Below are 26341 nucleotides of genomic sequence, written 5' to 3' on the forward strand. Positions count from 1 at the left end.
CCACGGCACGCGGCGTTCGCCGCCCTGCGGCGGCCCGCCCTGCCTGGGCGCCGGTGCCGTGTCCGCCGGCTGGGTCGCCGTGTCCGCCGCCCGGGCCGCCGTGTCCGCCGCCCGGGCCGCCGACGCGCATGGCATGCCACATGCCCACCGAACCGAACCCGACACCGACCTCGGCCGTACCCCAATCCGGACACCCCGCCGAGCACACGGACCCGTGCCGGTCGTCCGTCTCGGTGGCAACGCGTCCGTTTCCTTGCACATGAAGATCATTACCAGTAGCACTGAGGGTGCTGTTTCAACCCGACCGCCGAAAGGCTGGAGGCCGACACATGTCGCTGAATGTGCCCACCGAGCTGCTGGACCGTGCCGAGCGCGGCGAGGTCGACGACGCCGAGTTCGTCGCGTGCGTGCGTGACTCCCTGCCGTACGCGTGGCAGGTCATCACCGGCGTCGTCGCGGACCTGGAGACGGGCAAGGAGCCGTTCGCGGACAACACCACGCCGCCGCCCAGCGAGGCCGAGCGCGGTCAGCTCCTGCGCGCGCTGGCCTCCGACGCCATCCGCGGGGGGCTCGAACGGCACTTCGGCGTGAAGCTCGCCTTCCAGAACTGCCACCGGGTCGCCGCGTTCCGCACCGCCGCCGTGGACAGCGACGAGTACCGGGACTTCATCTCCGTCCGCGGTCAGCTGCTCAACCAGAGCCCCGAGCTGCGCGACTGCTGATCGGGCCGGCTCCCGCGCAGCGCAGGCAGCACCTCGGCGCCCAGCCGCTCGATCGTCGCCAGCGTGCGCTCGCGGGAGCCGCCTCCCTCGACCATCATCAGCACGTGCTCGATTCCCGTGCGTTCGGCGCTCGCCCGTAGTTGGTCGGCACATTCCGCCGGGCTGCCGACCGGATGCAGCGAGCACAGCAGCTCCGTGTAGGCCACCGGGTCACGGGACGGCCGCGGACGCCCGTCGACCGGGACGTAACCCGCCAGGCCGTCGGCCAGCCAGCCGGGCATCGAGGCCCGGAGCTCCCGGGTCGCCGACTCCCGGTCGGCGGCCACGTACGCCAGCACCGTCGACATGTGCCGCACCGCCGCCGGATCCCGCCCCGCCTCGACAGCCGCCTTCTCGTACCAGGCCACCAGCTCGGCCTTCTCCTGGTCACCGATGTGCATTCCGAGCAGCATCGGCAGCCCGCGGACCGCGGCCAGCTCCACCGTCGCGCGCGACGTGCACGCCACCGCCACCGGCGGCCGTGGGCGGGTGTGTGGCCGGGGCACCATCGGCACCTCCCGGAAAACGAACCGCGGGCCCTCCGCGCTGACGGTGTCCTCCGTCAGGCTCCGCAACAGCAGGTCGAGACTCTCCGGGAAGCCGTTCTCGTACCGGTCGAGCCCCGTGCCGAAGACCTCAAGATCCACCCAAGGTCCACCGCGTCCGACCCCGAGGACGAACCGGCCGCCGGAGAGCTGGTCCAGCATCGCGGTCTGCTCCGCGAGCGCGACCGGGTGCGTGGTCGAGAGCACACTCACCGCCGTGCCCAGCGTGATCCGGCTGGTCGCCCCCAGTGCGTGCGCGGCGAACGTCACCGCCGACGGGCACACCCCGTAGGACAGGAAATGATGCTCCGCGATCCAGGCCTCGTCGAAGCCCGCCGCCTCCGCGGCGACCACCGCCTCAGCCGCCCGGCGCAGCGCGTCACCGTGGTCCTGGCCACCGAAGATGCCCCCGAGCACGAAGATCCCGAACCTCACGCGGGCAGACCCTACTGGACCACCGCCGTCCGAAGTGGACCGACCGCGAGCCGGCGGTGTTCGGCTGCGGGAGGTCGCCGCCGCTCGTGTTGGTACCGTCGGGGTGTGGGGAATCTCCGATCGCGCATCGTCTCCTGGGTGACGCGCCGTTATCTCGCGCGCGCTCAGAAGAAGGGCTTCGACCTGGCGAAGGTCTTGCCCGACTCCGCGCTCATGCCGTTGAAGCGCACTGGCCTGGACCCGGTGCCCGACCTCGCCACCGCGCGCGAGCAGGCACCCGTGTCGAAGCTGCCGGTGCCCTTCGGTCTCAACGTCTGGCTGGTCAGCGGCTACGACGAGGCCAAGGCGGTGCTCGGCGACGGCGCGTCGTTCAGCAACGACTTCGGCAACCTGATGAACAAACTGGGCGCTGAGGTGGAGGACAACCCCGGCGGGCTCGGGTTCGCCGATCCGCCCGTCCACACGCGGCTGCGCCGGCTTCTGACGCCGGAGTTCACGATGCGGCGCCTGGCCCGGCTCAAGCCCGGCATCGAGGCGATCGTCGCCGAACGGCTCGACGCGATGGACAAGGTGGACGGCCCGGTCGACCTGGTCGAGGAGTTCGCGCTGCCGATCCCGTCGCTCGTGATCTGCGAGCTGCTCGGGGTTCCCTACGAGGATCGCGAGGCGTTCCAGCACCTCGCCGTGGCGCGATTCGACCTCTTCGGTGGTGCGGGTGCGTCGCTCGGTGCTATCTCGGAGTCGCTCGACTACCTGCTCGGGGTTGTCCAGGACCAGCGGAAGTACCCCGGCGACGGGCTGCTCGGCCAGATCATCAAGGAGCACGGCGACGAGATCGACGACCGGGAACTCGCCGGGCTCGCCGACGGGGTGCTGACCGGCGGGTTCGAGACCACCGCCAGCATGCTCTCGCTCGGTGCCCTGGTGCTGCTGCGGGATCCGGACGTGCTGCGCCGGGTGCACGATGACGACGACGCGGCGCACGCCTTCGTCGAGGAGGCACTGCGCTATCTCACCGTCGTGCAGGTGGCGTTCCCGCGCTTCGCCCGAGAGGACGTCGAGGTCGCGGGCGTGACCATCGGCAAGGGCGACATGGTGGTGGTGTCGCTGAGCGGCGCCAACCGCGACCCGGTGCTCGGCTCGGGCATGGAGAGCTTCGACGGCACGCGTGACCCCGCCTCTCACCTCGCGTTCGGCTACGGCGCCCACCGCTGCGTCGGCGCCGAGCTCGCGCGCATGGAGCTGCGGGCGGCCTACCCGGCGCTGGTGCGCAGGTTCCCGCGCATGCGGCTCGACACGAGCCCCGACGAGCTCGACTTCCGCCAGGCCTCCATCGTCTACGGCGTCGAGAAGCTGCCCGTCCTGCTGAAGTGAGCCGGCTCAGCCGACCGCCATCGCACCGATGACCAGTAACGGCTCGGCGCCGCTGGCCACCGGCGCGGGCAACGGGGTGTCGGGCGGATCGTGCGAGAGGTCCTGCTCGCACGCGAAGTACCGGACGAACGCGCGACGCCGCAGGGTGCCGTGGTGCCGGATCGTGCCGCGCAGCACCGGGTAGCGGGCCTCCAGCGCGTCGAGCACCTCACCGACCGTCGCTGAGCCATCGGCGCTGTCGACATCCAGGACGACCTCACCGTCGAGCCGCGCGAGGTTGCGTAGGTGGGTCGGTAGGACGACGCGGATCGTGGCCGTCATGGCAGCGTCTGCACCTCCACGGACAGGACGGGCGGCAGGTCGCGCACGATCGGCGTCCAGTGGTCTCCGGCGTCGGCCGAGGCGTACACCTGGCCGCCCGTGGTGCCGAAGTAGACGCCGCACTCGTCGAGGGAGTCGACGGCCATCGCGTCGCGCAGGACGTTGACGTAACAGTGCGTCTGCGGCAGCCCCTGGGTCAGGGGTTCCCACTCGTGTCCACCGGTGCGGCTGCGGTACACGCGGAGCCGGCCGTCGGGCGGGAAGTGCTGGGTGTCGCTCGTGATCGGCACCACGTACACGGTGTCCGGCTCGTGGGCGTGGACGTCGATGGGGAAGCCGAAGTCGGTGGGCAGGTCGCCGCCGATGTCGTACCAGGTGTGTCCGCCGTCGTCGCTGCGCATGACGTCCCAGTGCTTCTGCATGTACAGCGTGTCGGGCCGCTGCGGATGCAGGGCGAGGTTGTGCACGCAGTGGCCGACCTCGGCGTCCGGGTCCGGGATGCCCTCCGACTGCAGGCCGCGGTTGGCGGGCTGCCACGATTTGCCGCCGTCCTCGGTGCGGAACACGCCCGCGGCGGAGATGGCGACGTGCAGGCGGTTCGGCTCGCGCGGGTCCTGGACGATCGTGTGCAGGCACATGCCGCCCGCGCCCGGCTGCCACGACGGGCCCGACTCGTGACAGCGCAGGTTACGCAACTCCTGCCAGCTCTGGCCACCGTCGACCGAGCGGAACAGCGCCGCGTCCTCGACGCCGGCGTAGACGGTGTCGGGGTCGCTCGGCGACGGTTCCAGGTGCCAGACTCGGGTGAACTCCCACGGTCGCTGGGTGCCGTCGTACCACTGGTGGGTGCCGGTCTCGCCCTCGTAGAGCAGTTCGTTGCCGACCGGGTTCCAGGTGGCGCCGCCGTCGTCGGAACGCTGGATCAGCTGCCCGAACCAGCCGCCCGACTGGGAGGCGAAGATCCGGTCCGGGTCCTGTGCGGACCCCTTGACGTGGTAGATCTCCCAGCCCGCGAACAGCGGTCCCTGTACGTCCCAGTCGCGGCGCGTGCCGTCGGCCGTCAGCACGAAGGCACCCTTTCTGGTGCCGACCAGAACTCGTACGCCGGCCATGTCGCCTCTCCCTCCCGTCGCGTCTCCCGGGTCCCCATGTAACCAGAGTCACTTGTGAAAAACAAGCAGGCATGCAAGAAACAAAAGGGCTAGGACGTCGCCGATCTGGTAGCCGGGTACGGTGCTTCCGGCGCGAGAACGTGAGGAGGACGCCGGTGATGCGGTGGGACGAGGTCGCAAGGGCGCGAACGCTGCTGTTCGTTCCGGGACACCGGCCGGACCGGTTCGCGAAGGCCGCGGCCGCAGGCGCCGACGGGGTGGTGCTCGATCTCGAGGACGCCGTCTCTCCGGCCGACAAGGACGCAGCCCGCGAGCACGTTCGCGCCTGGCTCGCCGACGGCAACGCCGCGGTGGTGCGCGTCAACGGCGCGGACACCGAATGGCACGACGACGACCTCGCCGCGCTCACCGGTCTCGTGACCGTCGTGATGCTGCCCAAGTCGGAGGCCGCGAGCGAGGTCACCGCGACCGCCGCCGCCCTGGGTTCCGGCAGCGGGATCGTGCCGCTCATCGAGACGGCGGAAGGCGTGCTGGGAGCCCGCGAGATCTGCGCGGCGCCGGTGACCGTGCGCCCGGCGTTCGGCAGCATCGACCTCGCCGCCCAGCTCGGCGTCAACCCCGACTCGCAGCGGGCGCTGCTGCAGGCGCGATCGAGCCTGGTGCTCGCGGCCGCCGCGGCGGGCTGCGCGGCGCCGCTCGACGGCGTGACGGCGGCACTGGACGACCAGCAGCGCCTGGTCGGCGACACCGAACACGCACTCGAGCTCGGCTTCACCGGCAAGCTGTGTGTGCACCCGCGGCAGATCGCGCCCGTACACGCCGCGCTGGCGCCGTCCGAGGACGAGCTGCGCTGGGCACGCGGTGTGCTGGCTGCCGCCGCGGGGGAGTCGGTGGCCGTCTACGAGGGCCAGATGGTGGACCGCCCGGTGATCCTGCGCGCGCAGCGGATCCTGAGCCGGGCCGGCGAGGGGGTAGGGCAACCGGCCGACGGCTGACCGTCACGGTGTGCCGGCTCGCGGCTGGGCGCGCCGGCGTCAGCGCCGGTCGGAGTGCCCGAGGTCGCGGTCGGGGGCGATCCGGTCGCGCACACGTCGCTTCAGCTCGGCGAGCTCGGGGAAGCCGTCCTGCATCTTGCGTGACCACACCGTCTCGCCGTCGAGCCGGACGTCGAAGACACCACCGGTGCCGGGAATGAGAGCGACCTCGCCGAGTTCCGTGGTGAACGTGGTCAGCAGCTCCTGCGCGGTCCAGCCGGCGCGGAGCAACCACCGGCATGGCGTGCAGTACTCGATCTCCAGGCGGGATGCAGGACGACAGGCGCGCACCGGCTATAGTGCGTGCGCTGGACTCCATGCGAGCGACCTGGCTCGGACACGATCCGGCACAGGGGCCGGTAGCTCAGTTGGTTAGAGCAGGGGACTCATAATCCCTTGGCCGCGGGTTCGAGCCCCGCCCGGCCCACCTTTCTGACCAGCTGTGATAACGGTCAATAACCGGAAAGAATTGATCATTGGTTGCGGCCCTGGGAGCGAATGCCCTGGGTGATGGCTCGAACACGCCCTGAAGGCCGGCGGCGCGGCCGCATCAAGTAGCGCGGCGACAGCCCCCGTGTCGTGGTCTATGCCGGGATCGATCCCGTGACCGGCCTGTCATACCTGCGAGAGACGATCAAGGGCACCGATGATGCGGCCTGGCGAAAGGCGGAGAACGTACTCACGCAGCTTCGCGCGAAGGATTGAAACAATGGTCGACGGCCTCGACGGTCGCTTTCGACTATGCCATCGACGAGTGGTTGCGGACCGCCGACATCGAGCAGAGCTCGCGCTATGGCTATCTGGGTTACATCGACCGTGTCATCAAGCCGGTTCTGGGTGGTGTCGCGGTCAGCAAGATCGGCGCTCGCCAGCTTGAAACCCTTTACGCGGACCTACGTCGCTGCCGTAAACGCCGCGACGGCACGCCGTTCATCGAGACGCACAAGGCTGAGGGTGAGCACGACTGCAGTGCTGCGCAGTGCGTTCCGCACGTCTGTAAACCGATGGCGGCGTCGTGTTCTCAACGCCGCTGTTCGATGGGAGTGGTTCGAGTCGAATCCGGCGAAGGTCGCCCAGCGTCCCAAACAGCCCGCACCACGGCTGGCGAAGACCTCTCCCAGCCGCGGCCCGGAGGGTCTTCGCCGGGTGTCTCGGCACGGTGGCCCATGCTGTGTAGCAGCGGGATCAGGTCGTCGTCTCGACGTAGCCGGCTTCTCGGGCTCGGATGAGGTTCGCGACGGTGCGGGTGACCGGTGTGTCGACGCCGTACTTCTCGCCCTGGACGGCGACCTGGCCGACGATGGCGTCAACCTCGCCGCGTCGCTTGAGAAGGTAGTCGAGCAGCATGGACGGTTTGGCGTCGGGGATCTTGGAGCCGAGCGCGCGAACGTGCTCTATCGGGTCGCCGACGTCGAGCTTGATGCCCGCGGCATTGGCGACCGCGATGGCCTCGCGGGCGCACGCCTCGGCTACGGCCCAAGCGGATGGGTCGTTCATGACCTGGCCGATGGTGAGCTCGGTCGCGCAGGTTGTGCCGGAGAAGGCGACGTTCATGATGAATTTCTCCCAGACCATCTGGTCGGTGTCCTCGAACAGCTTCACGGTGAACCCGGAGCTGATCCACACCTCGGCGGAGGCTTCCAGTGCGAATTTCGGCAGGCTGTCGAATGCGCCGAACCGGACCATCTCCATGCCGTTGTGGTGCGCGAGGCCGGGTTCCGGCACGGAGGCTCCGAACCCGCCGACCACCCCGATTGCCAGGCGCTGCGGGCCGAGGATTGAGGCGACCCGCTCGGGTGAGCCCAGCCCGTTCTGGATCGACTGGACGACTGTGTGGGTGTCGACCAGTGGGCGGCATGCTTCGGCGGCGGTGTCCACGTCGAACGCCTTCGTGGCGATGATGACCAGATCACAGATGCCGATGTGATCGGTGGTTGTGCTCATGGAGGCGAGTCGGACGGTGTGGTCACCACTGGCTCCGGTGACACGCAGTCCGTTGGCGTTGACGGCGTCGACGTGGTCGTTCCAGAGGCAGACGCCGTGGACCTCGTGGCCGGCGCGCTGCATAAGGCCGGCGTAGACCGAGCCCATGGCGCCACAACCGACGATGGCGACCTTGGCCATGTCTGGTTCCCTTCTTGTGAGTTCGTGTTCTCCGTGCGGTGAGTATCCGAGTTACGCGCGGACGCGGGAGGTGCTGAGCGCCTCGGCGACCGCGTGGGTGACCTCGGAGGTCGAGGCGGTGCCGCCGAGGTCCGGTGTCTTGGGGCCCTGGGCGAGGACGGAGGCGACGGCGTCGCGGACCGCTGCGGCCGCGGTCCGGCAGGTGGTGTCGTCGTGACGGTCGGCGATCCAGTCGAGCAGCATCGCGCCGGACAGGATCGTGGCCACAGGATTGGCGTTGCCCTGCCCGGCGATGTCGGGGGCGGAGCCGTGGCAAGGCTGGAAGACACCGTGTTCGAGGCTGACGTCGCCAGACGGCGCAACGCCAAGACCGCCGACGACACCGGCGGCGATCTCGGAGGTGATGTCGCCGAAGACGTTCTCGGAGACGACGACGTCGAAGCGCTCGGGGTTGGTCACCAACATCATCGAACCGGCATCGATGTAGAGGTGGTCACTGGCGATGTCGGGGTACTTTGCTGCGATCTCGTCGAAGATCTTGCGCAGGAACGCGTTGGAGCGCAGGACATTGGCCTTGTCCAAAAGAGTGACCCGGCCGGGTGTGCCCTGGGTGGCCTTGCGGAGAGTCGCCTGCTCGAAGGCCAGGGTGAACAGCCGCTCCGAGGTGGCACGGGTGATGGTCAGGCGGTCGGAGACGGCGTCGTCGCTGGGCTCGAGCGGATCGTGGCGACCAGCGAACAGCCCTTCGGTGGTCTCACGGATTACGAGCATGTCGATGTGCTCGGCCTGGACGCGCGTGGGCACGCCGGGGAACAGGCGGGCCGGTCGCAGGCTGGCGAACAACCCGTAGTGCTCGCGGATGTCGATCTGCGGGGCGATTTCGGTGCCATCGGGCTTGCGGACACTCGGCAGACCGGCGGCGCCGAGCAGGATTGCGTCGGCGGAGCCGATGGCCTCCATCGTCGCGGCCGAGATCGACACACCGGTGCTCTGGTAGAGCGTCGCGCCCGCGTCGTAGCTGGTGTAGCTGAGCGAGAAGCCGTACGCGGCGGCAGCGGCGTCGAGAATGGTCACCGCCGCGTCGACGACCTCGGGGCCGATTCCGTCACCGGGCAGCAGGGCAATGTCGTAGGACGACTTCGACACGAGAATCACTCTTTCGTCGGGAGGTGGACGGAACGAGGGGTCCCAGATGCGGGATACGAGCCGGGTCAGAGGGCGAGGTTGAGCAGCAGGGTGTAGCCCAGGCCCACGACTGAGGCGACCGAGACGCCGAGCGAACAGGTCTTGAGCGTTCCGCGGGTGGTCTGGCCGAGCAGGGACTGCATCAGCCAGAAGGTGTTGCTGGTGACGTGGATGGCGAACATCGCGCCGGTGCCGGCGGCCAGTGCGACGAGGACCGGATCGACGCCGAGCGATCCGGCGATCGGGGCCAGCAGGCCGGCCGCGGTGATCGCGGAGGTGGTGACCGAACTGATCGCCATGTGCAGGACCGCGCCGATCAGCCAGACCAGCAACAGCGGCGCGGTCGTGTGTGCGCTGAAGCTGTCCTGGAGCACCTCGCCGAGGCCGATGTCCTTGACCACCTGGGCCAGGCAGCCGCCGACGCCAGTCAGGACCAGGATCTGCCCCAGATCGCGGAACCCGCTTCCGACGGCCTTCTGGCTCTCGTCACGCCCGAAGTAGCGGCGGGCAAGTGCCCCTGCAGACACCAGGCCGAGCAGGAGAGCGACGGTCGGATTGGAGAACAGGTCAACGACGGGATACTCCCAACCGACGGCTTCCGTGACCGCACCGAGTGCCACCAGCAAGAGCCCCCCGATCAGGGGTGCCAGTGCGAGCGCCAGGCGCGGTTCGCGGGGACGTTCGGGAGCGGTCGCGGTCAGGACTGGCGCGGGGCCCACGGCCCCGTCGGGCGACGCGCCCGGCTTCGGCGTGTCGTCAGGATTCGCGCGACCACGGGTCCCGGTGCCGTCGCCGGCATCGTCGTCACTGCTGTCGACAGGGCCGCCGTGCACTTTGCCGGCGACTGCGACGTGTGGCTGCTCGTCCTTATCCGGGCTCCAGAACCCGGCCCGGAACAACAGGTTCATGATGCAGATCGAGGTCAGGATGGTCGCTGCGGCGACAGCGGAGCCGTAGAGCAGCATCGTGCCCAGCGGGACGTTCAGCAGACCGGACAGGGCCAGCGCTGCGACGCCCGGAATCATCATTGTCAGCCCACATTCGAGGCCGATCGCGATCGCCGTGGCGATGCGCGCGACCCCGTGCGCGCCGATCTTCGGAGCCACCGCGCGCGCGATCGGCGCGACGATCACCAGCATGACGTCGACGAAGATGGCCGGCAGGACGATGCCGATCGTGACACCGAAGGAGTACGGCATTGACTTCGGGCCGAACGTGCGCATGAGGAGATTGACGAGCTTGTCGATCGCCCCCATGTAGGACAGCAGCGCGCCGAGCAGGACGCCGAATGCGATCAACAGACCGATCTCGGCCATCAGGTCGCCGAAGCCGGTCAAGGCTGACTGAATCGCGTCGTCGACCGACAGACCGCCGGCGATCCCCAGGACCACCGCACCGACGAACAGGGCGATCACCGGGTCGAGCTTGAAGCGCATGATCAGCACGACGATGCCAACAATCGTCAGTGCTGAGTACAGCACGAGCTGTGCGCCGTGACTCACTGGCGCTCACCTCTCTCCGTGTCCATGAACCCCTCCTTGGGTCAGGGAACTCGCCATCGCTCCGTTGCAAGGCCCACGAATTCTGGCATACCAACTTGCGTTCCAACAAGCATGGAATCCTGAGGAAGGTAGGCAGGGTGCCAGCCCGACGTGTGTTCGTGAGAACGCCGTCGCCTAGGGTGGTGCGTACGAAGGAGTGGTGAGTCGATGTCGAGGACCGAGCGTCCCCTGCCGGAAGGAAGACTGGACGGGGCAACCCACTTCAGCTCCGACCACGCCGAATCGAGTTCAGATCGCGCCTACCGGGTCATCAAGGACGCGATCATCCGTGGCACCTTGGCCCCGCGCATCACCGTCTCCGAGGCGCAACTCGCACGTCGTCTCGACATGAGCCGCACTCCAGTACACCAGGCCGTCGCACGCCTGGCCGGGGACGGATGGGTATCGGTCGCCCCGCGAAGCGGGGTGCAGATCTCCGATGTCGACGCCGATGATCTGAGCGATGTCTACGAGACGCTGCTGGCACTCGAAGGTTCAGCTGCTGCGCGCCTGGCAAGCAGAAAGCCAGGGCCGGACGAGCTCGACGAGCAGCTCGTCGACGCATGCATCCAATGCGAGGACGCCCTGCGTGACGAGGACTTGTTGCTCTGGGCGGAAAAGGACAACGAGCTGCACAACCTGCTGCTGCGCGGTTGCGGGAACCGTCGACTGTGGCATGCCGCGACGACGGTCGCCGAACAAGCTCATCGGGCGCGCCTGCTAACGGCCAAGCTCCGGCCCTGGCCAACGTCATCGAACGAAGACCATCGCCGGATCGTCGATGCAATCCTCGATCGGGACGCCGACGAGGCGCGGAAGGCGCTCGAACACCACCGCCGCCGCGGGATGGCCACCCTTCTGCCGATATTGCGGGCTATGAACCCGAGCAGAACCACGTTCATCGAGTAGCACAAACACCGCCGCGGCACTTCTGAAGCTTCTCGCACTTGGTCGATCGTGGCCGCCATCATTAACGTTGGTGCGCACGGCGACGTCGAGCTGAAAGAGCCCGAGCGCTGCATCAGTGGGCCCGTCCGCACCGCGACAACGAAGGTGTCGACAAGCACATCGGTGCCGCGGCATTCGTCGACGTAGGTCCAAGATTGCTGCCAGATGTAGCTTCGCGACGGTGTTTTCGCTGACCCGCCAGCCATGTCGCGAGTCCGCGTCCGCGGGCGGGTACGTAAGCGACTTGACCACGGCCAGCGGAGTTCCGCAAGAGGATATGCCCTCGCGTGGTCACTTCACGCTCGAGATTGATCAGGTGGACGTCCGTGGAAGAACCGCTTCAGTCCACGAAGAAGGCCTGGAACTGGACCGCGGAGGACGTGTGCGCCCGCGACGCGATCAGGAGCGGGTGAAGTTTATGAAGGACTCGGCGGTGGCGTTGAAGTGGAAGTCGGTGGCCCAGTGGGTATCGCCGAGTCGGCAGCAGGTCAGATCTCGCGGTGCACGGCCTGGCCGCCGACCAGCGTCAGCACTGTTCCACTATGGGCCATATACACCGCAGCGACCTGGCTCGGACCTCCGGAGGATCCGCACGCCGTCGGTGACGGCGTCCTGACCGAGCCCCTCGAAGCGACACAGGATCGACCTGCGCGTTGCGCTCGACGCCTACACGGCCGGCTCGGCCTACGCCAACCACGCAGAGAAAGAAGCGGGCACGATCGCCCCCGGCAAACTTGCCGATCTTGCCCTGCTGGACCACCCGATCCTGTCGGGCGACCAAATCAGCACGGCGAATGGCCATTCGCCTGGGTGCGCCGTGGGCCCGGCAGCCATCGCCGTCGGGGATCTTGCCGGGCTTCTTGACGTCTGTGTGGGCCAGCTCGCCTGGTCGCTCACGTTCGTAGCGGAGGCCGGTTGCGCGGGAGGCGCGGATGACGTCGCCGGTGATCGGGTCGCATTCGGCCAGGTAGGGCACCTCGTGGCGGCGCAGGATCCGCGACACGGTGCGGGGTGGGACTCCGCTCGGGGCCGATCCAGTCCTGTCCGCGGCGTTCGCGGTGGCGTAGGTCTACCACCCGCTGCTCGACGTCGTCGGGCGTGCGGGTGGGACTGGTGTGTGGGCGTGATGAGCGGGTGGCTGAGGTTCCCCCGCACCGCAGGTGTCCAGCAAGCGGAGGGGGAATCGTCCCCGTTCGACCTACACGGATTCTGTGCGTGGCCGCGTGCTCTGCGAGACAGAAGAGGACACTTGCGTGTTATGGGTGCGGGCCACGCCGACGACGGCGACCCGCTCTCCGGTACGTGCCTCGATGGTGAACGTCCCCGGCTGATCCTCGTCCGCGGTGATCTCGACCCGGAACTCGTCACCCGACTTCACCGGCGCCACGAACTTCACCGAGATGTCGCCGTTGTCAGCCCATTCTGGTGCAAGACTGCACAGCTGCTTCTCGATGACCGCCAGCAGGTAGATGCCTTGGACCACGGTGCTGCCGAACACGGTGTTGCGCGCGTACTCCGGCTCGGTGTGAATCAGTCCCGTTCCCCCGCTGGCAATCCCGAACTCATCCATGTCCCGTTGCCGAAACACGGTCGCGGCCACCTTGTGCCTTCGCACGCTCATGCCGAGTACCCCCACAGCAGTGCTGTCTCGACACGACAGCGAAGATCATGGCCGGTGCCGTAGAACAGGCTCTCGAAGACGACATGTCGCTTGCCGTCTCGTTCGAATTTGGCTGTCACCCGCACTTCGACGTCGAGCACTTCACCGATGCGGGTGGCAGTGACATGGTCGACCTTTTGCCGGGTGTGAACGGATCCTTGTTGCATGCGGCCGGCGAGCGCCCGGTAAAGCGGAAGGAAAGTGCAGTAGACCCAGGGAGGCGCGGTCTGCGACGGCTCCGGCGGATCGGGCTGCCCTACGAGTCCGTTGTAGACGCGAACCAGTTCGCGACTTACCTCGTAGGTCGAGGTGAACGTCTGCCCTTCGTGCAGGGCCTCGTAGCTGACATCGTCGAATTCCTGGGCGATCCTGGGCTGCTCGAACACGGTCAACGCGCTCCCTCCGGCGGGCGAAGTCTGACAAGGGCGTCCGCGATGCTCACTCCGTGGCCCGCGGGAGCGACGAAGACCGGGTTGAGGTCGACCTCGGCAAGGTCGGCGCCTGCCGCCCCGACCATTCGAGAGAACGACATCACGAGCTCGACGAGCGCGTCTCGGTCGAGTGGTCCGGTGCCACGATGGTTCTCCAACATCGGGTAGATCGTCAGCGAGCGGATGGCGTCCTCGATCTGTGCTCTGGTCGACGACGGGAACACGAGTTGGAAGTCGGCCATCGTCTCCACGTAGATGCCGCCGGCGCCGATCAGCACGATCGGTCCGAACGTGTCGTCCCAACGCGCGCCGATCGCGAACTCGAGGTGCCCGAGTGCCATCCGCTCGACCAGCAGACCGTCCACCGAACCGATGCCGGCGTTCTCGGCCCGCGCCAGCACTGTGTCCGCGGCCGCGCGTACGTCGTCGTCGGTGCGCAGGTTGGTGACCACGAGCCCCAACTCGGTTTTGTGCGTGACCTCCGCCGACGACAGTTTGACCACAACCGGATGACCGATTTCACGTGCGGTGCGCACCGCAGCGTCGGCATCCGGCACCACTCGCCCCGCAACGACGGGGAGGTTCCAGCGGCGCAGCACGCGCTTGCTCGTGAATTCACTCAGCAACCCCGTGCTGCTCGCGTGGCGGGCCCACTCGGTGATCGAGCCACCTGCCGGGGGCGCGAACGTGGTGGTCGTGGCTGCCGGCCCCCGGCCGCGGGCCGACTGCCGTCGGCAGTGTTCGACGAAGCGTCCGATGGCATGCACGCATGCGGCATCGTCGGTGTAGGTGGCCACGCCTCGCCGCGACAGCTCCTCGACCGCCGCCTCGTCGCCACCCGTCCAGCACACCACGACCACGGCATCGGAGTCATGATGGGCCGCGGTGATGTCGTCGACGATCGCCGCGACGTCGTACCCGCGGCCGATGATGCCCAGCGCGACCACGACGACGTCGACCCCGGGGTCACCGGCCAGCACCGGGAGGGTCTGGCTGAGCAGCCGGGTGTTGGTCAGCAGCTCGGCTGTGATGTCGACCGGGTTGTCGGTGGCGGCGAAGTCCGGCAGGTGGGCATCGAGCGCGTTCTTGGTCGCTGGCCGCAAGGCGCGGATCTCCAGGCCTGCGGCCCGGCACCGATCGGCCATCATGACACCGAGTCCACCGGAGTTCGTGAGGATCGCGACGCCGTTGCCGCGTGCCCGCTTTCTCCCTGCGAATACCTTCGCCAGGTCCGAAATCTGTCGCAGGCTGTCTGCCCGGACGACTCCGCAATGGCGCAGGAACGCGTCGACGACCGCGTCGTCCTGGGCCAGCGCCCCCGTGTGCGAGCCCGCAGCCTCGGAGCCGGCAGGCGTCACGCCGGCCTTGAGCATCAGAATCGCCTTGCCCGATCGCGACGCGTATTCGGCGGCTTGTGCGAGCTCCTCCGGCCTCTTGAGGTGCTCGCAGTAGGCCTCGACGACCCGGACAGCCGGATCACGCAGCGCCTCGTGAATGAGCTCGCCCAGCCCGATGTCAGCTTCGTTGCCGCTGGCCACCCAGTAGCGGATCCCCTCGGGATGCGCACTGTGAATGTCCGAGAGCATCCCGGCGACCGCCCCGCTCTGGCTCACGATCGCGAGTGCGCCGTCGCGCACATGGTGGGTGGCGAAGCAGGTGGAGAATGAGGCGATGCTGCCGGTCGCGATGTTGGCCACCCCTTGACAGTTGGGCCCGAGCACACGCATCGAGTAGCGGTGGGCAACCTCCACGATGCGTTGTTCCAGTTGCTTGCCCGCGTCACCGAGCTCGCCGAACCCCGAGCTCAACACCACGCAGACCCGCACCCCCTGCTGACCGCACGCGTCCAGTTCTTCGAGCACTCGGTCGGCCGGCGTGGCAATGAGGGCAAGATCGATCGGGTCGTCGATCTTGCCAACCGCGTCGTACGACGGCAGTCCCTGGACGAACTCACGGCGCGGATTGACCGGATAGACCTGCCCGGCGTAACCGTAGTCACGCAGATATCCGATCGAGCGGCCACCGATCTTGTCCGGGTTGTCCGACGCTCCGATGACGGCGCTCGATGAGGGGGAGTACAAGGCCCGCAACTTTTCCGATGCCACGTCAGTCCTTCCTACGACCGAGTCCGGGGACAGACGCGCCGACCAGAATTGTCGTGTTGCCGAATACGTCCTCGCCGCGTCCCATCGTCGCGTGCGCTGCTCCGACCTCGTCGAATCCCAGGACACGACCGACGCACGGGTCGATCTTCCCGGCACGCACGAGATCGTTGTAGGCGATCGCCTGCTCGTCATTGGTGCCGTGGGATCCCTGCAACCGCTTCTGACGGGTCCAGTGGTAGCGGAGGTCGACCATCGCGTCGAAACCGCTCGTGCCGGCGCAGATGACGACCATGCCGCCTGGCCGGCACAGGAAGATGCTCGTGGGGATCGTCGCTGCTCCCGGGTGCTCGAAGACGATGGCCGGATCCTCGCGTGCTCCGGTGATCTCCCAGAGTCGCTTGCCGAACGCGCGTGCGCCTGCTGACCATTCCTTCTGCCCGGCCGCATCGTCGACGAGGGGCGGGACTCCCCAGTGGCCGAACTCCCGGCGATTGAGGTAGCCGATCGCGCCGAACTTGATCGCGTATGTGCCGCGCTCGTCGTCGGATACCACGGCGACCGCTCGCCCGCCGGCGAGCCTGACGAGCTGGCAAGCCTGCGTGCCGAGTCCGCCGGAGCCACCCCAGACCAGGACCAGGTCACCGTCGTGCACGGTGTTGCCTTGCCAACCGTGCAGCATCCGGTAGGCCGTCGTACCGACAAGGGTCGGTGCCGCCGCCTCTTCCCAGCTCAGATGCTCGGCCTTCGGCAGCACCTGGTGCGCCTGGGCGCGAGCGAACTGTGCAAACGACCCGTAGTTGGTGTCGTATCCCCAGATCTTCGCCGACGGCGCGATCATGGGGTCCTTGCCACTCTGCACCCATGGGTCGTCCGCATCCCAGACCCCTGGGTGGATCACGACTTCGTCGCCGATGCTCAGGTGCGTTACGTCCTCGCCAACGGCGTAGACAATGCCCGAAGCATCCGATCCTCCGATGTGGAAGTCTTCGGTTTCTCCTCGTTTCTGCCGGGTGCGTACCTGATCGACAGGGCAGCCGCGCGCCGCCCACACGTTGTTGTAGTTGATCCCGGCCGCCATCACAGCGATCAGCACCTCGTCGCGCCCGATGGGCGGAGTGGCGACCAGTTCGTGTTGGAAGGCGACGGCCGGGTCGCCATACCTGTCGGGGCGCACCACCTGCGCGTGCATCATGGTTGGGACCACACCCAGCCGCGGCAGTTCCCCGATGGGGGTGGCGTCCACTCCGGGGGTCGCCACGCTGCGGCGTTCGTTGGCTGAGGCACTTGTCACTTGGCTTCCTTCTCACTTCGGCTTGGCTTGCCTGACAGCGGATCGCAGCGGCGTGCGGAAACAAAAGCGCCGGCGGAGGGAGCAGGACAGAACGGCGAGCCCGCTCCCTCCGGCCGTCACCGGCAGGCCTACTTGAAGGGGTAGGGGTTGTACCCGTCCATCGCCAGGTGCCCGGCGTCCACCGGGAGCGCGATACCGGTGATGTGCTCGGCGTCGTCGCTCACCAGCCACACGATCGCCTTGCTGACGGCCTCGGACGGGAGCATCGAGCGGTCCTTGAGCAGGTGGAAGTGCCGGACGCTTTCCCAGGCGTCCTCTCGAGTCCCGTTCGGATTGCCGGCAAACCGCTCGTAGATGGGCGGGTTGTTGAGCATCGTGGTGTCGATCGCGCCAGGAGCGACGGCGTTGACCCGGACACCGTAAGGGGCGAGCTCGTTGGCGAAGTTCTTCGTCAGCCCGACCACCGCATGCTTGGAGGCGACGTAGTGCGAGAGCTGATAGCCCGGCTGGAAGCCGTTGACCGACGCCGTCAACACCACCGAGCCCTCCTGACGCTCGATCAGGTGCGGCGCGACCGCCTTCACCGAACGCCACACGCCGGTGAGGTTGACGTCGATCATGTCCTGCCACTTCTCCTCGGACATCTCCCAGAAATTGTCCTGGGAATAGATCCCGGCGTTGGCGACGACAATGTCGATCTTCCCGAAGTCGCGGATTCCCCGCGCAACGACGTCATCGAGGTCGGCGGTATTCCGGACATCCGCCTTGACGAACAGCGCGCGCCTGCCCAGTGCTTCGACGTCCGCGCCGGTCGCCTTCAGGTCCTGCTCTGTCGCAAGGCTGTACGGCACCGTGGCAATGTCGCGAGCGATATCGATGCCGATGATGTCCGCACCCTCGCGAGCAAGGGCGAGGGCGTGCTCGCGCCCCTGACCCCGCGCGGCTCCGGTCACGAACGCGACCTTACCGTCGAGCTTTCCCATGAGAATCTCCCATCTATCGTGTGCGTTGAGCACGGAAAAACGTTGTGAGGCACGTGGCCGTGACATTGCGCATCCACAGCCACGACCTCTTGTTCTCGATCTCTGCGGCTCAGACGGAGCTGAGGGCGGCGACGTCGGACCTGAAGCTCGGATATCCCTGGTCGGCCTCGCGGGCCAGCGCCTCACGGAAGTCCTTCAACCCGCCGAGGAAGAACAGCACCGTCTCCTTTCCGCCCGGTGCGTTGCCTCCGAAGATCCAGGACGACACCTTGGGAAAGAGTGTTTGGTGAGCGACCTCGGAGCATGTTTCCAGCCACGCGGACTCGCTCTCCTGCCTGACGTCGATCCAGCGCGCGTCGCCGTTCATGACATGTCCGATCAGGTCGGCGATCCAGTCGACCTCCGCCTCGATCATGGGTGGGTTGTTCACGAACGGTCCTTGCGGCCCCAGCACCATGAACATGTTCGGGAAGCCGCTGGTCACCATTCCCAGATAGCCACTGGGACCGTCGGCCCAGTGGTCCGCGAGTCGCTGCCCACCGAGCCCACGGATGTCGATACGGCGGTAGTTGCCTTCGACCGCGTCGAACCCGGTCGCGAGGATGAGGACGTCGAGCTCGTGGAGCCGGCCGTCCGCCGTGACAACTCCCTTCTCCGTAAGGTGCGTGATCGGGTTCTCGTCGATCCGTTCCAACGACACGTTGGGACGGTTGAAGGTTTCGTAGTAGCCGGAGTCGCACAATGGCCGCCGGGCGTAGAGACCGTGCGGTGTCAGCTTTCGCGCCGTTTCGGGATCGGAGACGATCTCGCGAATCTTGCGGCGGATGAACGCCGCCGCCTCCTCGTTGGCTGCTGCGTCGGTCGCGACGTCGTTGAAGGTCTCGAACATGAAGCGAAAGCCGCCGCCCTCGTCCCAGGCCCGCTGGTAGATCCGTTCACGCTCCTCGGCCGAGACGCTGAAGGTCGCCACCTCGCTCTCCACGAAACCCATTGCGACGGTGGAGTTGCGGACCTGCTCCCAGTTCGCCTCGAAGTTGTCCCGGTACGCCTGCAGGACCTCGGGTGACAGCTCCCGGTTCCCGGCCGGGACGCTGTACTGCGGAGTCCGCTGGAACGAGGTCAGGTGGGCAACGATGGGGGCCGTCGCGGTGATCACCTGGTTGCCGGTCGATCCGTTGCCGATGACACCGACGCGTTTTCCGGACACGTCGAGGTCCTCCGGCCAGGCGGCCGTGTGGACCACGCGACCGGCGAAGCGGTCGATGCCGGGGAACTCAGGGATGTTGATCGCAGAAAGCAGGCCGAGGCTGTTGATGAGGAACCGGCACTCGTACGTCACCCCGCGGTCGGTTTCCACGGTCCACGTGGCGGTCGCTTCGTCGAAGCCGGCGGCGGTCACGGTCGTTTCCAGCTCGATGTGCTGTCGCAGGGCGTAGCGGTCGACGACGCCGTTGAGATAGGCCAGAATCTCGGGCTGCCGCACGTACTTGCTCGTCCACCGGGTCTGCTCGTAGAGCTCGCGGTCGAAGCTGTACTGGTAGAACGGCGCCTCCGTGTCGGACAGGGCACCGGGATACTTGTTCCAGAACCACGTGCCTCCGACGCCGCCTGCCTTGTCGAGCCCGATGGCATCCAGCCCCATGTCGTTGCGCAGCTTGTGCAGCATGTAGATCCCGCCGAAGCCCGCGCCTACGACGAGTGCATCGAGCTTGCAGACCTGGCCGGATGAGGTGTCGTTCATGGCCGTTGCTCCTTCGGAATCTGCGACCGGTGTTGCGTACGTCACGTACAGGCCTCATGATTCAAGGTCGGCCGGGACGCGCGATGTTCCGATCTGGGACACGCTCGATTCGGCTGTCCGAGGCGGGATCTATACCCGGGGAGGAAGCAATCAATGAGGATTGTTGTCCGCACCGAGCGGTCCGTCCGCGCCCAGCGGGCATGGCTCGATCAGCGCGACCAGCGTGAGCAGGCGGGTCGGCGATGACAGATCCGGTAGTTGCCGCACGAGAGGAATTGGTCCGTGCCGGTCTCCGGAGCGAGGTGCACGTCGACGGTGTGGTGCCCGACCGGATCCTGCGGAGTTGGCGGCGCTCGATCAGCAGCGGCGTCGCTACCGAAGGGGTGAACGAGCGCTTCCGCGACATCAATGTCGAGTCGAGACTGGTCCGTTCGGCGACACCGGTGCTCGAACGGTGGCAGCACAAGCTCGCCGACACCGAGACCTCGCTGCTCCTGTGTGATCGCGCCGGGAGCGTCCTTGCCCGGCTGAGCAGCGACAGGAGCGTGCTGCGACACCTCGACCGGCTGCACGTCGCGCCGGGCTACGACTCCTCCGAAGAGTCGATCGGCACCAACGGACTGGGCACCGCCATAGCCGAGGCCACACCGGTGTGCGTGCAGGGCAGCCAGCACTACAAGACCGCGCTGGCCGGCCTCACCTGCGCGGCCGTGCCGATCATGGCGCCGTCAGGATCGGTTGCCGGCGCCATCTCCCTCAACGGGCCGGCCGCCAGCACGACCGACTTCATGCTCTGTGTCGCCCGGGAGATCGGCAACCAGATCGAGGATTGCCTGCGCGCCTCCTCGCGGCCTCAGGACCTCGCGCTCGCACTGTCGTTCATGCGCTACACCAACTCCAGCCGACCCACCGTCGTCATCGACGAACAGTCGATGCTGGCGAATACACCGGCGCTCCCGTACGTGAGCGTCGGGACCCACGTCCTTCTCTGGGAGACGCTGAACGCCGAGGATTGGAAGCGCGAAGGAGCCAGACGACTCCGACTCGACGAGGTTCCCGCAGAGGTCCTCGCCCGGCGGGTACTCGCGGGACCGAAGGTGCACTTCGTGCTCCACTTCGACGATCGAACGGAACCGACGCCACCCGACGCGCACGCGTCGGCCGCAGGTGACGCCGTGGTTGCCTCTGCCAGGCGGGCGGTGCGCGACCTGGCGAAGGAGGTCATCGTCGTCGAAGGACCCCGCGGGTCTGGCCGGGCCACCGTGGCCCGTCGCCTGCACCGTGACCGCTCGGCGGGAGCGCTGCACGAGTTCGTCGTCACCCCGGGGGTGGGGCCCGCGTGGAGCCGGATGGCCCGGCTTCTCGATGCCGGCTGCGACGTCCTCCTCCGTCGTACCGAGCGCCTCTGCGCGTCAGACGTCGCTGATCTGCGGGATCTCGTCGACCGGCGACCTGGAGCAGGTGTCCGGAGGGGCACGCTCGTGCTCACGGCCTGCGTCGCCGAGTCGGAGCCGGAGCTGCGCGCCGTGGTCGAGCGCATCGGTCCTGAGGTCCGCCTCGAGGCTCTGTCCCATACGCCCGAACGGATACCCGGCCTCGTCGAACAGGTCCTCGAGTCGCTGCCCGCAGAGCATCGCCGCGCTATTTCACCTGCGGCGTTGCAAGCCCTCATGCAGTGGCGATGGCCAGGCGACCTCGCGGAGCTCGTCGAGACCATCACCACGCTGGCGGGTGAGACACCGGGCCCCGTCATCCAACGCCGCGACCTTCCTCCCCACCTCCGGCAGGAGTCCCCGAGGCGTGAGCTCTCACTCCTGGAGGAGGCCGAACGGGAGGCGATCATCCGAGCTCTGCACACGGCAGGTGGCAACAAGTCCCGAGCGGCCGACCTGTTGGGCATCGGCAGAAGCACCCTGTACCGGCGCCTGCGCCGGCTCAAGCTCGATACCGACGAGGGGTCGCTCTAACGCGCACCCCTACTGAGCCTGAAGAGCTCCTCGATCACCGCGGACAGGGCCGGATCGCCGTGATCGGCGCGCCACGCGGCCCGCATGTCGACACTCCCGCCGACCTCGTCGATCGGCAACAGCACCACGTGGGGATCCGACACGCATTCGGCGACCGACGCGAGCGTCAGGTGGCAGCCCACCTCCGCGCCGACGAGTGCCAGAGCGGTCTGCGTGTCGGGGGCCTCCTGCACGATCTTCGGCGTGAACCCCGTCGACTCCGCGAGGAGTACCAGCTGCTCGGTGAGGACGGAGCCGTAGTCCGCGGGCAGGGTGATGAACGTGTCGGTGGCCAGTTGACCCAGCGAGATCCGGCGTGCTCCTGCAAGGACATGCGTGTCGGGCAACGCGATGACCAGCGAATCGGCCATCACGACCTGTGACGACAGCCCGGCAGGGATGTCGCGCCAGCGCCCGAGTGCGATGTCGGTCTCGGAGTCGATCACCTTCTTCAGGGCGGGCCGCGCGTAGGTGTGACTGAACAGGTCCAGCTGGATGCCGGGACTCCGTGACCGAACGGCACGCGCCAGACCGGCGACCAAGCGGTGAGTGGACAGGCCGGCGAAGGCGATACGCACGAGCCCGGACTCCTCGCTTCCCGAACGCACCGACGTCTGCGCCCTCCGCACCGCTTCCAGGACCTCACGTGCGGGTGTCACCAGCGCCTGACCCGCCGGCGTCAGGCGGACCGAGCGGGTGGTCCTGTCGAACAGCGTGACGCCGAGCTCGCGTTCGAGATGCTTGATCGTGCGGGACAGCGGCGGCTGGCCGATGCGCAGGCGCTCTGCGGCACGGCCGAAGTGCAGATCCTCGGCGACGGCGAGAAAGGCCCGAACCTGCGCGATGTCCACCGCTACCTCCCGTGTCCAGCAGGCCGCGTTCCGAGCATCCCAGGTCGAGCCGCGGTCAGGTGTGTCGATCTGGCACACCGCTCGCCGCGCCGGTCGGCACACGATGGGACTCAGCCCACCGGCCCGCAAGCCCATCGCGCGGAGGATGGAACATGACGCAGTACGCAACCGTGGACCCGACGAACGGCCGTCTCGTGCGCGAGTTCGCGACGATCAGCGACACGGAGGTCGCCAGGGCGCTCGACTCGGCGCAGGCTGCCTTCCTGACGTGGCGGGAGACGGACGTTGAGCACCGCGCGGCGACGCTGACGCGCGTGGCCGAGCTCCACCGGGAGCACGCCCAGGAGATGGCCGAGCTGATGACGCTGGAGATGGGTAAGCCGATCTCCGAGGCTCGTCGCGAGGTGGAGCTGTCGGCGTCGATCTACGACTACTACGCCATCGAAGGCGTCGACCTGCTCGCAGACGAGGAGCTGAAGGTCAACGGGCCGGGGCGTGCCTTCATCCGGCAAGCGCCGATCGGCGCGCTTCTGGGCATCATGCCGTGGAACTTCCCGTACTACCAGGTCGCCCGATTCGTGGCGCCCAACCTACTGCTGGGCAACACTGTCCTGCTCAAACACGCGAGCAGTTGTCCGCAGCAGGCATTGCGGATCGAGGAGCTGCTACGGGAGGCCGGAACTCCGGACGGCGTGTACCAGAACGTGTTCGCCAGCTCCGCGCAGGTCGCGGACATGATCGCGCATCCAGCGATCCAGGGCGTCTCGCTCACCGGATCCGAACGCGCAGGTAGCGCTGTCGGCGCCGTGGCTGGACAACACCTGAAGAAGTGTGTACTGGAACTCGGCGGATCGGATCCGCTGATCGTGCTCCCCGGCGTCGACATCGAACACGCTGTGTCGGCCGCGGTCGCCGGCCGCTTCTTCAACGGTGGACAAGCGTGCACGTCCTCGAAGCGGATCATCGTCGACACGCAGGTCTGGGACAAGTTCGTCGCGGCCTTCGTCGAGATGGTGGGTGAGCTGACGATGGGCGATCCCCGAGAGGAGTGCACGCAGCTGGGTCCGATGGCTTCGACGGCGGCGCGCGCGGACCTCGCGGCGCAGGTCGACGATGCCCTCGCCAAGGGGGCCACGGCGCATGTGGGCGCGGTAGTCCCCGAAGGCGACGGCGCCTATTACCCGGCGACCGTCCTGTCCGGCGTGACGCCTCAGATGCGTGCCTGGCACGAGGAGCTCTTCGGTCCCGTGGCCGTTCTCTACCAGGTCGGTTCGGTGGACGAGGCGGTCGCCTTGGCGAACGACTCGCCGTATGGGTTGGGCGGCGCCGTCTTCGGTCCGGATCCGGACGAGGCGGCGCGCGTCGCGGACCGCCTCGACGTGGGGATGGTGGGCGTGAACCAGGTCATTCGCAGCGCACCGGAGTTGCCCTTCGGTGGTGTGAAGAACTCGGGAACCGGTCGTGAGCTCGGCCGCCTCGGCTTGGAGGAATTCGCCAACAAGAAGCTGATCCGCACACCGTGAGAGGATCAGACGACGATCACCCCGTGTCCACGTGAGACGGTAGCTACTGCACTGCTGCCGACAGGGGCCTACGGACCCTTATGCATAGCAGGTCCGTTGACAGGGAAGGTGACCGTCGGCGGCGGGGAACCGGCACCTGTCGAAGGCTCGTCTGAGGCCGAGAAGGCCGAATACCGGCGCGGGGACAAGCCCACAGACCGTTTTGCCGGCTGCACGAGGTTGATGTACGCAGTCAGAATCGGCGGCAGGTCGCCCGCAGCGCGCGGCTAATCATTGTGCTGTTGGATGCTGTCCACGCCATATGTCGGGCCCGCGACCTGAACATCCGGGTACAACCACGGCCACTGCGCGCGTGCTCGGACATGGAAGGTCTTGATCGACTCCGCCTCGGCCATCGTGGCCTGAATGGCGTCGAGGCCCTCCAGGAGGTTGCGTCGGCGGAAGCCGGACAGGCTGAACGGAATGCGCTCACCGGACGGTGTTGTCAGGCAGCAATCCTCGAGGTTGACGGTGAACAGCGCATCGTCTCGCGGGCGAGCCTGGTCGGCCAGCCGAGTGATGACGGCAGTGGGAAGCGTCAGCGGTAACACACCGTTCGCGTAGCAGTTGCCCAGAAAGATCTCGGCGAAGCTCGGAGCGATGATGCACCGGAACCCCCATGCAGCCAGGAGCCACACGGCCGACTCCCGGGAGCTACCGCAGCCGAAATTGTCACCGGTAAGCAGAATCCGGGCACCGGAGTAACCGGGGTCGTTGAGCACGAAATCCGGCCGCGGTGAGCCGTCGGCGTGATATCGCCAGTTGGCGAACAAGTCGTCAGCGGATTCCGTTCTCTCGCGGAAGTGCTGGCCGGTTTTCCGCTCGGACCTGACCGTTCCGGGGGAGATACTGTCGGTGTCGATGTCACTGCGGAGCAGGGGGACGGCCTTGGACCGTACGACGACGAAGGGGTCAGGCATGCGTGGCTCCCGTCACGGTGCGTGGGTCGACGATGTGTCCGGCGATGGCCGCCGCGGCGGCGGTAGCCGGACTCGCGAGATGTGTCCGGACGTCCGGCCCCTGACGTCCGATGAAGTTCCGGTTGGTGGTGGAGACAATGCGCTGCCCGGGCCGGCCGGTCTCGCGCATCTGGTCGCCCGCTCCCGCACACATCGAACATCCTGCACGGCCCCAGCCGAACCCGGCCTCCAGGAACACCTGATCGAGCCCCTCGGCCTCCGCTTCCCGGCGCACACGTTCCGAGCCTGGTGAGACCCAGGCCGTGACGTGCTCGGCGACCCGCTTGCCCCGCACCACGTCTGCCGCGGCGCGTAGATCGGACAGCCGCGCGTTCACGCACGATCCGATGAAGACCATGTCGACGTCGACTCCGGCCAGGCGCTGTCCCTCGGTGAGGTCCACATAGCTCAGTGCGGCCTCGTGGGTTGCGCGCACGGTGTGCTCATCCGACGGTGCCGACGGAACGGCCTCGTCGATGCCGATCGTCTGTGCGGGAGTGATTCCCCACGAGATTTGCGGAGTCACGTCGCGGGCATCGAAACGCAGCTCCCGGTCGAAGGTGGCCCCTGGATCGGTCGGTAGACTGTGCCAGTCTTCGACGGCTCTCTGCCAGTCCTCGCCCTGTGGACCGTGCGGGCTGCCGTCGAGGTATGCGACGGTGACGTCGTCAGGCGCGATCATGCCGAACCGCGCTCCGAACTCGATCGACATGTTGCACACCGTGAAGCGACCCTCCATCGGCAGCGCGTGAATCGCCTCTCCGGCGAACTCGACCGCGTATCCAGCGCCGCCATGCACCCCGATACGAGAGATCATGTACAGCACGAGGTCTTTGGCGGTGACTCCCGGGGAAAGCTGTCCGTCCACAGTGATCCTCATGGTCTTCGGCTTGCGCAGGACCATGGTTTGCGTAGCGAGGATGTGGACGACGTCGGACTGCCCGAGCCCCCAAGCCAGCGCGCCGAGCGCTCCGAGCGTGCAGGTGTGACTGTCACCGCACGCGACGGTGGCGCCGGGCAGCGCGATGCCTTGTTCGGCCGCGACGATGTGAATGATCCCGAAGTCGGGATCGTCTGTGTCGAACAGCCGGAAGCCATGGCGCCGCGCGTTGTCCCTGAGGTTGGTGACGAACGGATTTGCGGAGGTGCGCTCGTCGTCGGTTGCGTTCCACAGTGTCGCGACCGTGTGGTCAGCCCCGGCGAACGTGAGTTCCGGGTGGCACACGGCGAGTCCACGTCGGTTGAGGGTCAGCAGACCCCTGCCGACGACATCGTTGATCATGTGCCGGTCAACGAAGAGGAGCGCGAAGCCGTCTCCCAGATCGCGCACGACGTGTCGCGACCACACCTTTTCGAACAGCGTAGCCGGCAT

At 67.5% G+C, this 26341-nt stretch carries 22 protein-coding genes, 1 tRNA gene and 2 pseudogenes; 8 read left to right on the top strand and 17 right to left on the bottom strand.

Annotated features, from left to right (window positions below):
- Positions 1–329 precede the first annotated feature (329 nt).
- Positions 330–722: an SCO5389 family protein gene (locus ACFSZT_RS14065; protein ID WP_377392237.1), complete on the top strand. Its 393-nt coding sequence runs from the start codon at positions 330–332 to the stop codon at positions 720–722.
- Here the strand turns inward: ACFSZT_RS14065 and ACFSZT_RS14070 are convergent.
- On the bottom strand, positions 683–1741 hold the full coding sequence (locus tag ACFSZT_RS14070) for an LLM class flavin-dependent oxidoreductase (protein ID WP_377392234.1): 1059 nt from the start codon (positions 1739–1741) through the stop codon (positions 683–685). The genes ACFSZT_RS14065 and ACFSZT_RS14070 overlap by 40 nt on opposite strands.
- 105 nt (positions 1742–1846) lie before the next feature.
- Between ACFSZT_RS14070 and ACFSZT_RS14075 the strand changes: the two genes are divergently transcribed.
- On the top strand, positions 1847–3115 hold the full coding sequence (locus tag ACFSZT_RS14075) for a cytochrome P450 (protein ID WP_377392231.1): 1269 nt from the start codon (positions 1847–1849) through the stop codon (positions 3113–3115).
- 6 nt (positions 3116–3121) lie between these two features.
- Here ACFSZT_RS14075 and ACFSZT_RS14080 read toward each other — a convergent pair whose 3' ends face one another.
- On the bottom strand, positions 3122–3436 hold the full coding sequence (locus tag ACFSZT_RS14080) for a MoaD/ThiS family protein (protein ID WP_377392228.1): 315 nt from the start codon (positions 3434–3436) through the stop codon (positions 3122–3124).
- A complete protein-coding gene (locus ACFSZT_RS14085; protein ID WP_377392225.1) occupies positions 3433–4548 on the bottom strand; it encodes a WD40/YVTN/BNR-like repeat-containing protein in 1116 nt (371 codons plus the stop codon). The genes ACFSZT_RS14080 and ACFSZT_RS14085 overlap by 4 nt, the downstream gene beginning before the upstream one ends.
- Before the next feature lie 158 nt (positions 4549–4706).
- Between ACFSZT_RS14085 and ACFSZT_RS14090 the strand changes: the two genes are divergently transcribed.
- Complete coding sequence (locus ACFSZT_RS14090; protein ID WP_377392332.1) at positions 4707–5543, top strand: HpcH/HpaI aldolase/citrate lyase family protein; 837 nt, start codon at positions 4707–4709, stop codon at positions 5541–5543.
- A gap of 39 nt (positions 5544–5582) precedes the next feature.
- On the opposite strand, the gene ACFSZT_RS14095 is transcribed toward ACFSZT_RS14090, so the two are convergent.
- Positions 5583–5873 carry a SelT/SelW/SelH family protein gene (locus ACFSZT_RS14095; RefSeq protein ID WP_377392222.1) on the bottom strand — a complete coding sequence of 97 codons (291 nt, stop codon included), beginning with the start codon at positions 5871–5873 and terminating at the stop codon, positions 5583–5585.
- A 62-nt stretch (positions 5874–5935) separates the two neighbouring features.
- Here ACFSZT_RS14095 and ACFSZT_RS14100 point away from each other — a divergent pair.
- Positions 5936–6009: transfer RNA gene (locus ACFSZT_RS14100), tRNA-Ile, on the top strand.
- A 758-nt stretch (positions 6010–6767) separates the two neighbouring features.
- On the opposite strand, the gene ACFSZT_RS14105 is transcribed toward ACFSZT_RS14100, so the two are convergent.
- The 3 genes from ACFSZT_RS14105 to ACFSZT_RS14115 form a co-directional block, all read right to left on the bottom strand.
- Positions 6768–7706 carry a ketopantoate reductase family protein gene (locus ACFSZT_RS14105; RefSeq protein WP_377392220.1) on the bottom strand — a complete coding sequence of 313 codons (939 nt, stop codon included), beginning with the start codon at positions 7704–7706 and terminating at the stop codon, positions 6768–6770.
- Between the two features lie 51 nt (positions 7707–7757).
- The gene (locus ACFSZT_RS14110; protein ID WP_377392217.1) at positions 7758–8852 is read right to left on the bottom strand and encodes an isocitrate/isopropylmalate dehydrogenase family protein; all 1095 of its coding nucleotides are present in this window, start codon (positions 8850–8852) and stop codon (positions 7758–7760) included.
- Positions 8853–8917: 65 nt separating this feature from the next.
- Positions 8918–10393 carry a GntP family permease gene (locus tag ACFSZT_RS14115; RefSeq protein ID WP_377392214.1) on the bottom strand — a complete coding sequence of 492 codons (1476 nt, stop codon included), beginning with the start codon at positions 10391–10393 and terminating at the stop codon, positions 8918–8920.
- 207 nt (positions 10394–10600) lie between these two features.
- Here ACFSZT_RS14115 and ACFSZT_RS14120 point away from each other — a divergent pair, with 207 nt between their 5' ends.
- Entirely contained in the window at positions 10601–11341 is a 741-nt protein-coding gene (locus ACFSZT_RS14120) for a GntR family transcriptional regulator (protein WP_377392211.1), read from the top strand.
- Positions 11342–12020: 679 nt separating this feature from the next.
- Positions 12021–12137 (top strand): annotated as a pseudogene (locus ACFSZT_RS14125) (amidohydrolase family protein); the annotation flags it as partial.
- A gap of 48 nt (positions 12138–12185) precedes the next feature.
- Here the strand turns inward: ACFSZT_RS14125 and ACFSZT_RS14130 are convergent.
- The 7 genes and pseudogenes from ACFSZT_RS14130 to ACFSZT_RS14160 form a co-directional block, all read right to left on the bottom strand.
- Positions 12186–12513, bottom strand: a pseudogene (locus ACFSZT_RS14130) (IS481 family transposase); the annotation flags it as partial.
- 65 nt (positions 12514–12578) lie between these two features.
- Positions 12579–12980 (bottom strand): MaoC family dehydratase, encoded by a 402-nt coding sequence (locus ACFSZT_RS14135; RefSeq protein WP_377392208.1) that lies wholly within the window; start codon positions 12978–12980, stop codon positions 12579–12581.
- A 17-nt stretch (positions 12981–12997) separates the two neighbouring features.
- Positions 12998–13426, bottom strand: coding sequence for a hypothetical protein (locus ACFSZT_RS14140; protein WP_377392205.1), 429 nt, complete (start codon positions 13424–13426; stop codon positions 12998–13000).
- A gap of 2 nt (positions 13427–13428) precedes the next feature.
- Positions 13429–15576: an acetate--CoA ligase family protein gene (locus ACFSZT_RS14145; RefSeq protein ID WP_377392202.1), complete on the bottom strand. Its 2148-nt coding sequence runs from the start codon at positions 15574–15576 to the stop codon at positions 13429–13431.
- A gap of 1 nt (position 15577) precedes the next feature.
- Entirely contained in the window at positions 15578–16819 is a 1242-nt protein-coding gene (gene ccrA / locus ACFSZT_RS14150; protein WP_377478252.1) for a crotonyl-CoA carboxylase/reductase, read from the bottom strand.
- A gap of 176 nt (positions 16820–16995) precedes the next feature.
- Entirely contained in the window at positions 16996–17850 is an 855-nt protein-coding gene (locus tag ACFSZT_RS14155; protein WP_377392197.1) for a mycofactocin-coupled SDR family oxidoreductase, read from the bottom strand.
- A gap of 109 nt (positions 17851–17959) precedes the next feature.
- Entirely contained in the window at positions 17960–19591 is a 1632-nt protein-coding gene (locus ACFSZT_RS14160; protein WP_377392194.1) for a flavin-containing monooxygenase, read from the bottom strand.
- 242 nt (positions 19592–19833) lie between these two features.
- On the opposite strand from ACFSZT_RS14160, the gene ACFSZT_RS14165 reads away from it, so the two are divergent.
- Positions 19834–21558 (top strand): sigma-54-dependent Fis family transcriptional regulator, encoded by a 1725-nt coding sequence (locus tag ACFSZT_RS14165; RefSeq protein WP_377392191.1) that lies wholly within the window; start codon positions 19834–19836, stop codon positions 21556–21558.
- Here ACFSZT_RS14165 and ACFSZT_RS14170 read toward each other — a convergent pair.
- A complete protein-coding gene (locus ACFSZT_RS14170; protein WP_377392188.1) occupies positions 21555–22448 on the bottom strand; it encodes a LysR substrate-binding domain-containing protein in 894 nt (297 codons plus the stop codon). The two genes, ACFSZT_RS14165 and ACFSZT_RS14170, sit on opposite strands and share 4 nt — an antisense overlap.
- Before the next feature lie 152 nt (positions 22449–22600).
- Between ACFSZT_RS14170 and ACFSZT_RS14175 the strand changes: the two genes are divergently transcribed.
- Positions 22601–23971: an NAD-dependent succinate-semialdehyde dehydrogenase gene (locus ACFSZT_RS14175; protein ID WP_377392186.1), complete on the top strand. Its 1371-nt coding sequence runs from the start codon at positions 22601–22603 to the stop codon at positions 23969–23971.
- Between the two features lie 266 nt (positions 23972–24237).
- Here ACFSZT_RS14175 and leuD read toward each other — a convergent pair whose 3' ends face one another.
- The gene (gene leuD, locus ACFSZT_RS14180; RefSeq protein ID WP_377392184.1) at positions 24238–24930 is read right to left on the bottom strand and encodes a 3-isopropylmalate dehydratase small subunit; all 693 of its coding nucleotides are present in this window, start codon (positions 24928–24930) and stop codon (positions 24238–24240) included.
- On the bottom strand, positions 24923–26341 hold the full coding sequence (locus ACFSZT_RS14185; RefSeq protein ID WP_377392181.1) for a 3-isopropylmalate dehydratase large subunit: 1419 nt from the start codon (positions 26339–26341) through the stop codon (positions 24923–24925). Before ACFSZT_RS14185 ends, leuD begins: the two co-directional genes overlap by 8 nt.

Origin of the sequence: Prauserella oleivorans (assembly GCF_042685745.1) — a bacterium.
GTDB classification, from domain to species: Bacteria; Actinomycetota; Actinomycetes; order Mycobacteriales; family Pseudonocardiaceae; genus Prauserella_A; species Prauserella_A oleivorans.

What these genes read in the sequence shown, in the direction of transcription:
- ACFSZT_RS14065 (WP_377392237.1), top strand. Translation starts at nt 330, where the DNA reads ATGTCGCTGAATGTGCCCACCGAGCTGCTGGACCGTGCCGAGCGCGGC.
- ACFSZT_RS14080 (WP_377392228.1), bottom strand. Translation starts at nt 3,436, where the DNA reads ATGACGGCCACGATCCGCGTCGTCCTACCGACCCACCTACGCAACCTC.
- ACFSZT_RS14085 (WP_377392225.1), bottom strand. Translation starts at nt 4,548, where the DNA reads ATGGCCGGCGTACGAGTTCTGGTCGGCACCAGAAAGGGTGCCTTCGTG.
- ACFSZT_RS14090 (WP_377392332.1), top strand. Translation starts at nt 4,707, where the DNA reads ATGCGGTGGGACGAGGTCGCAAGGGCGCGAACGCTGCTGTTCGTTCCG.
- ACFSZT_RS14105 (WP_377392220.1), bottom strand. Translation starts at nt 7,706, where the DNA reads ATGGCCAAGGTCGCCATCGTCGGTTGTGGCGCCATGGGCTCGGTCTAC.
- ACFSZT_RS14120 (WP_377392211.1), top strand. Translation starts at nt 10,601, where the DNA reads ATGTCGAGGACCGAGCGTCCCCTGCCGGAAGGAAGACTGGACGGGGCA.
- ACFSZT_RS14155 (WP_377392197.1), bottom strand. Translation starts at nt 17,850, where the DNA reads ATGGGAAAGCTCGACGGTAAGGTCGCGTTCGTGACCGGAGCCGCGCGG.
- ACFSZT_RS14160 (WP_377392194.1), bottom strand. Translation starts at nt 19,591, where the DNA reads ATGAACGACACCTCATCCGGCCAGGTCTGCAAGCTCGATGCACTCGTC.
- ACFSZT_RS14165 (WP_377392191.1), top strand. Translation starts at nt 19,834, where the DNA reads ATGACAGATCCGGTAGTTGCCGCACGAGAGGAATTGGTCCGTGCCGGT.
- ACFSZT_RS14175 (WP_377392186.1), top strand. Translation starts at nt 22,601, where the DNA reads ATGACGCAGTACGCAACCGTGGACCCGACGAACGGCCGTCTCGTGCGC.
- leuD (WP_377392184.1), bottom strand. Translation starts at nt 24,930, where the DNA reads ATGCCTGACCCCTTCGTCGTCGTACGGTCCAAGGCCGTCCCCCTGCTC.
- ACFSZT_RS14185 (WP_377392181.1), bottom strand. Translation starts at nt 26,341, where the DNA reads ATGCCGGCTACGCTGTTCGAAAAGGTGTGGTCGCGACACGTCGTGCGC.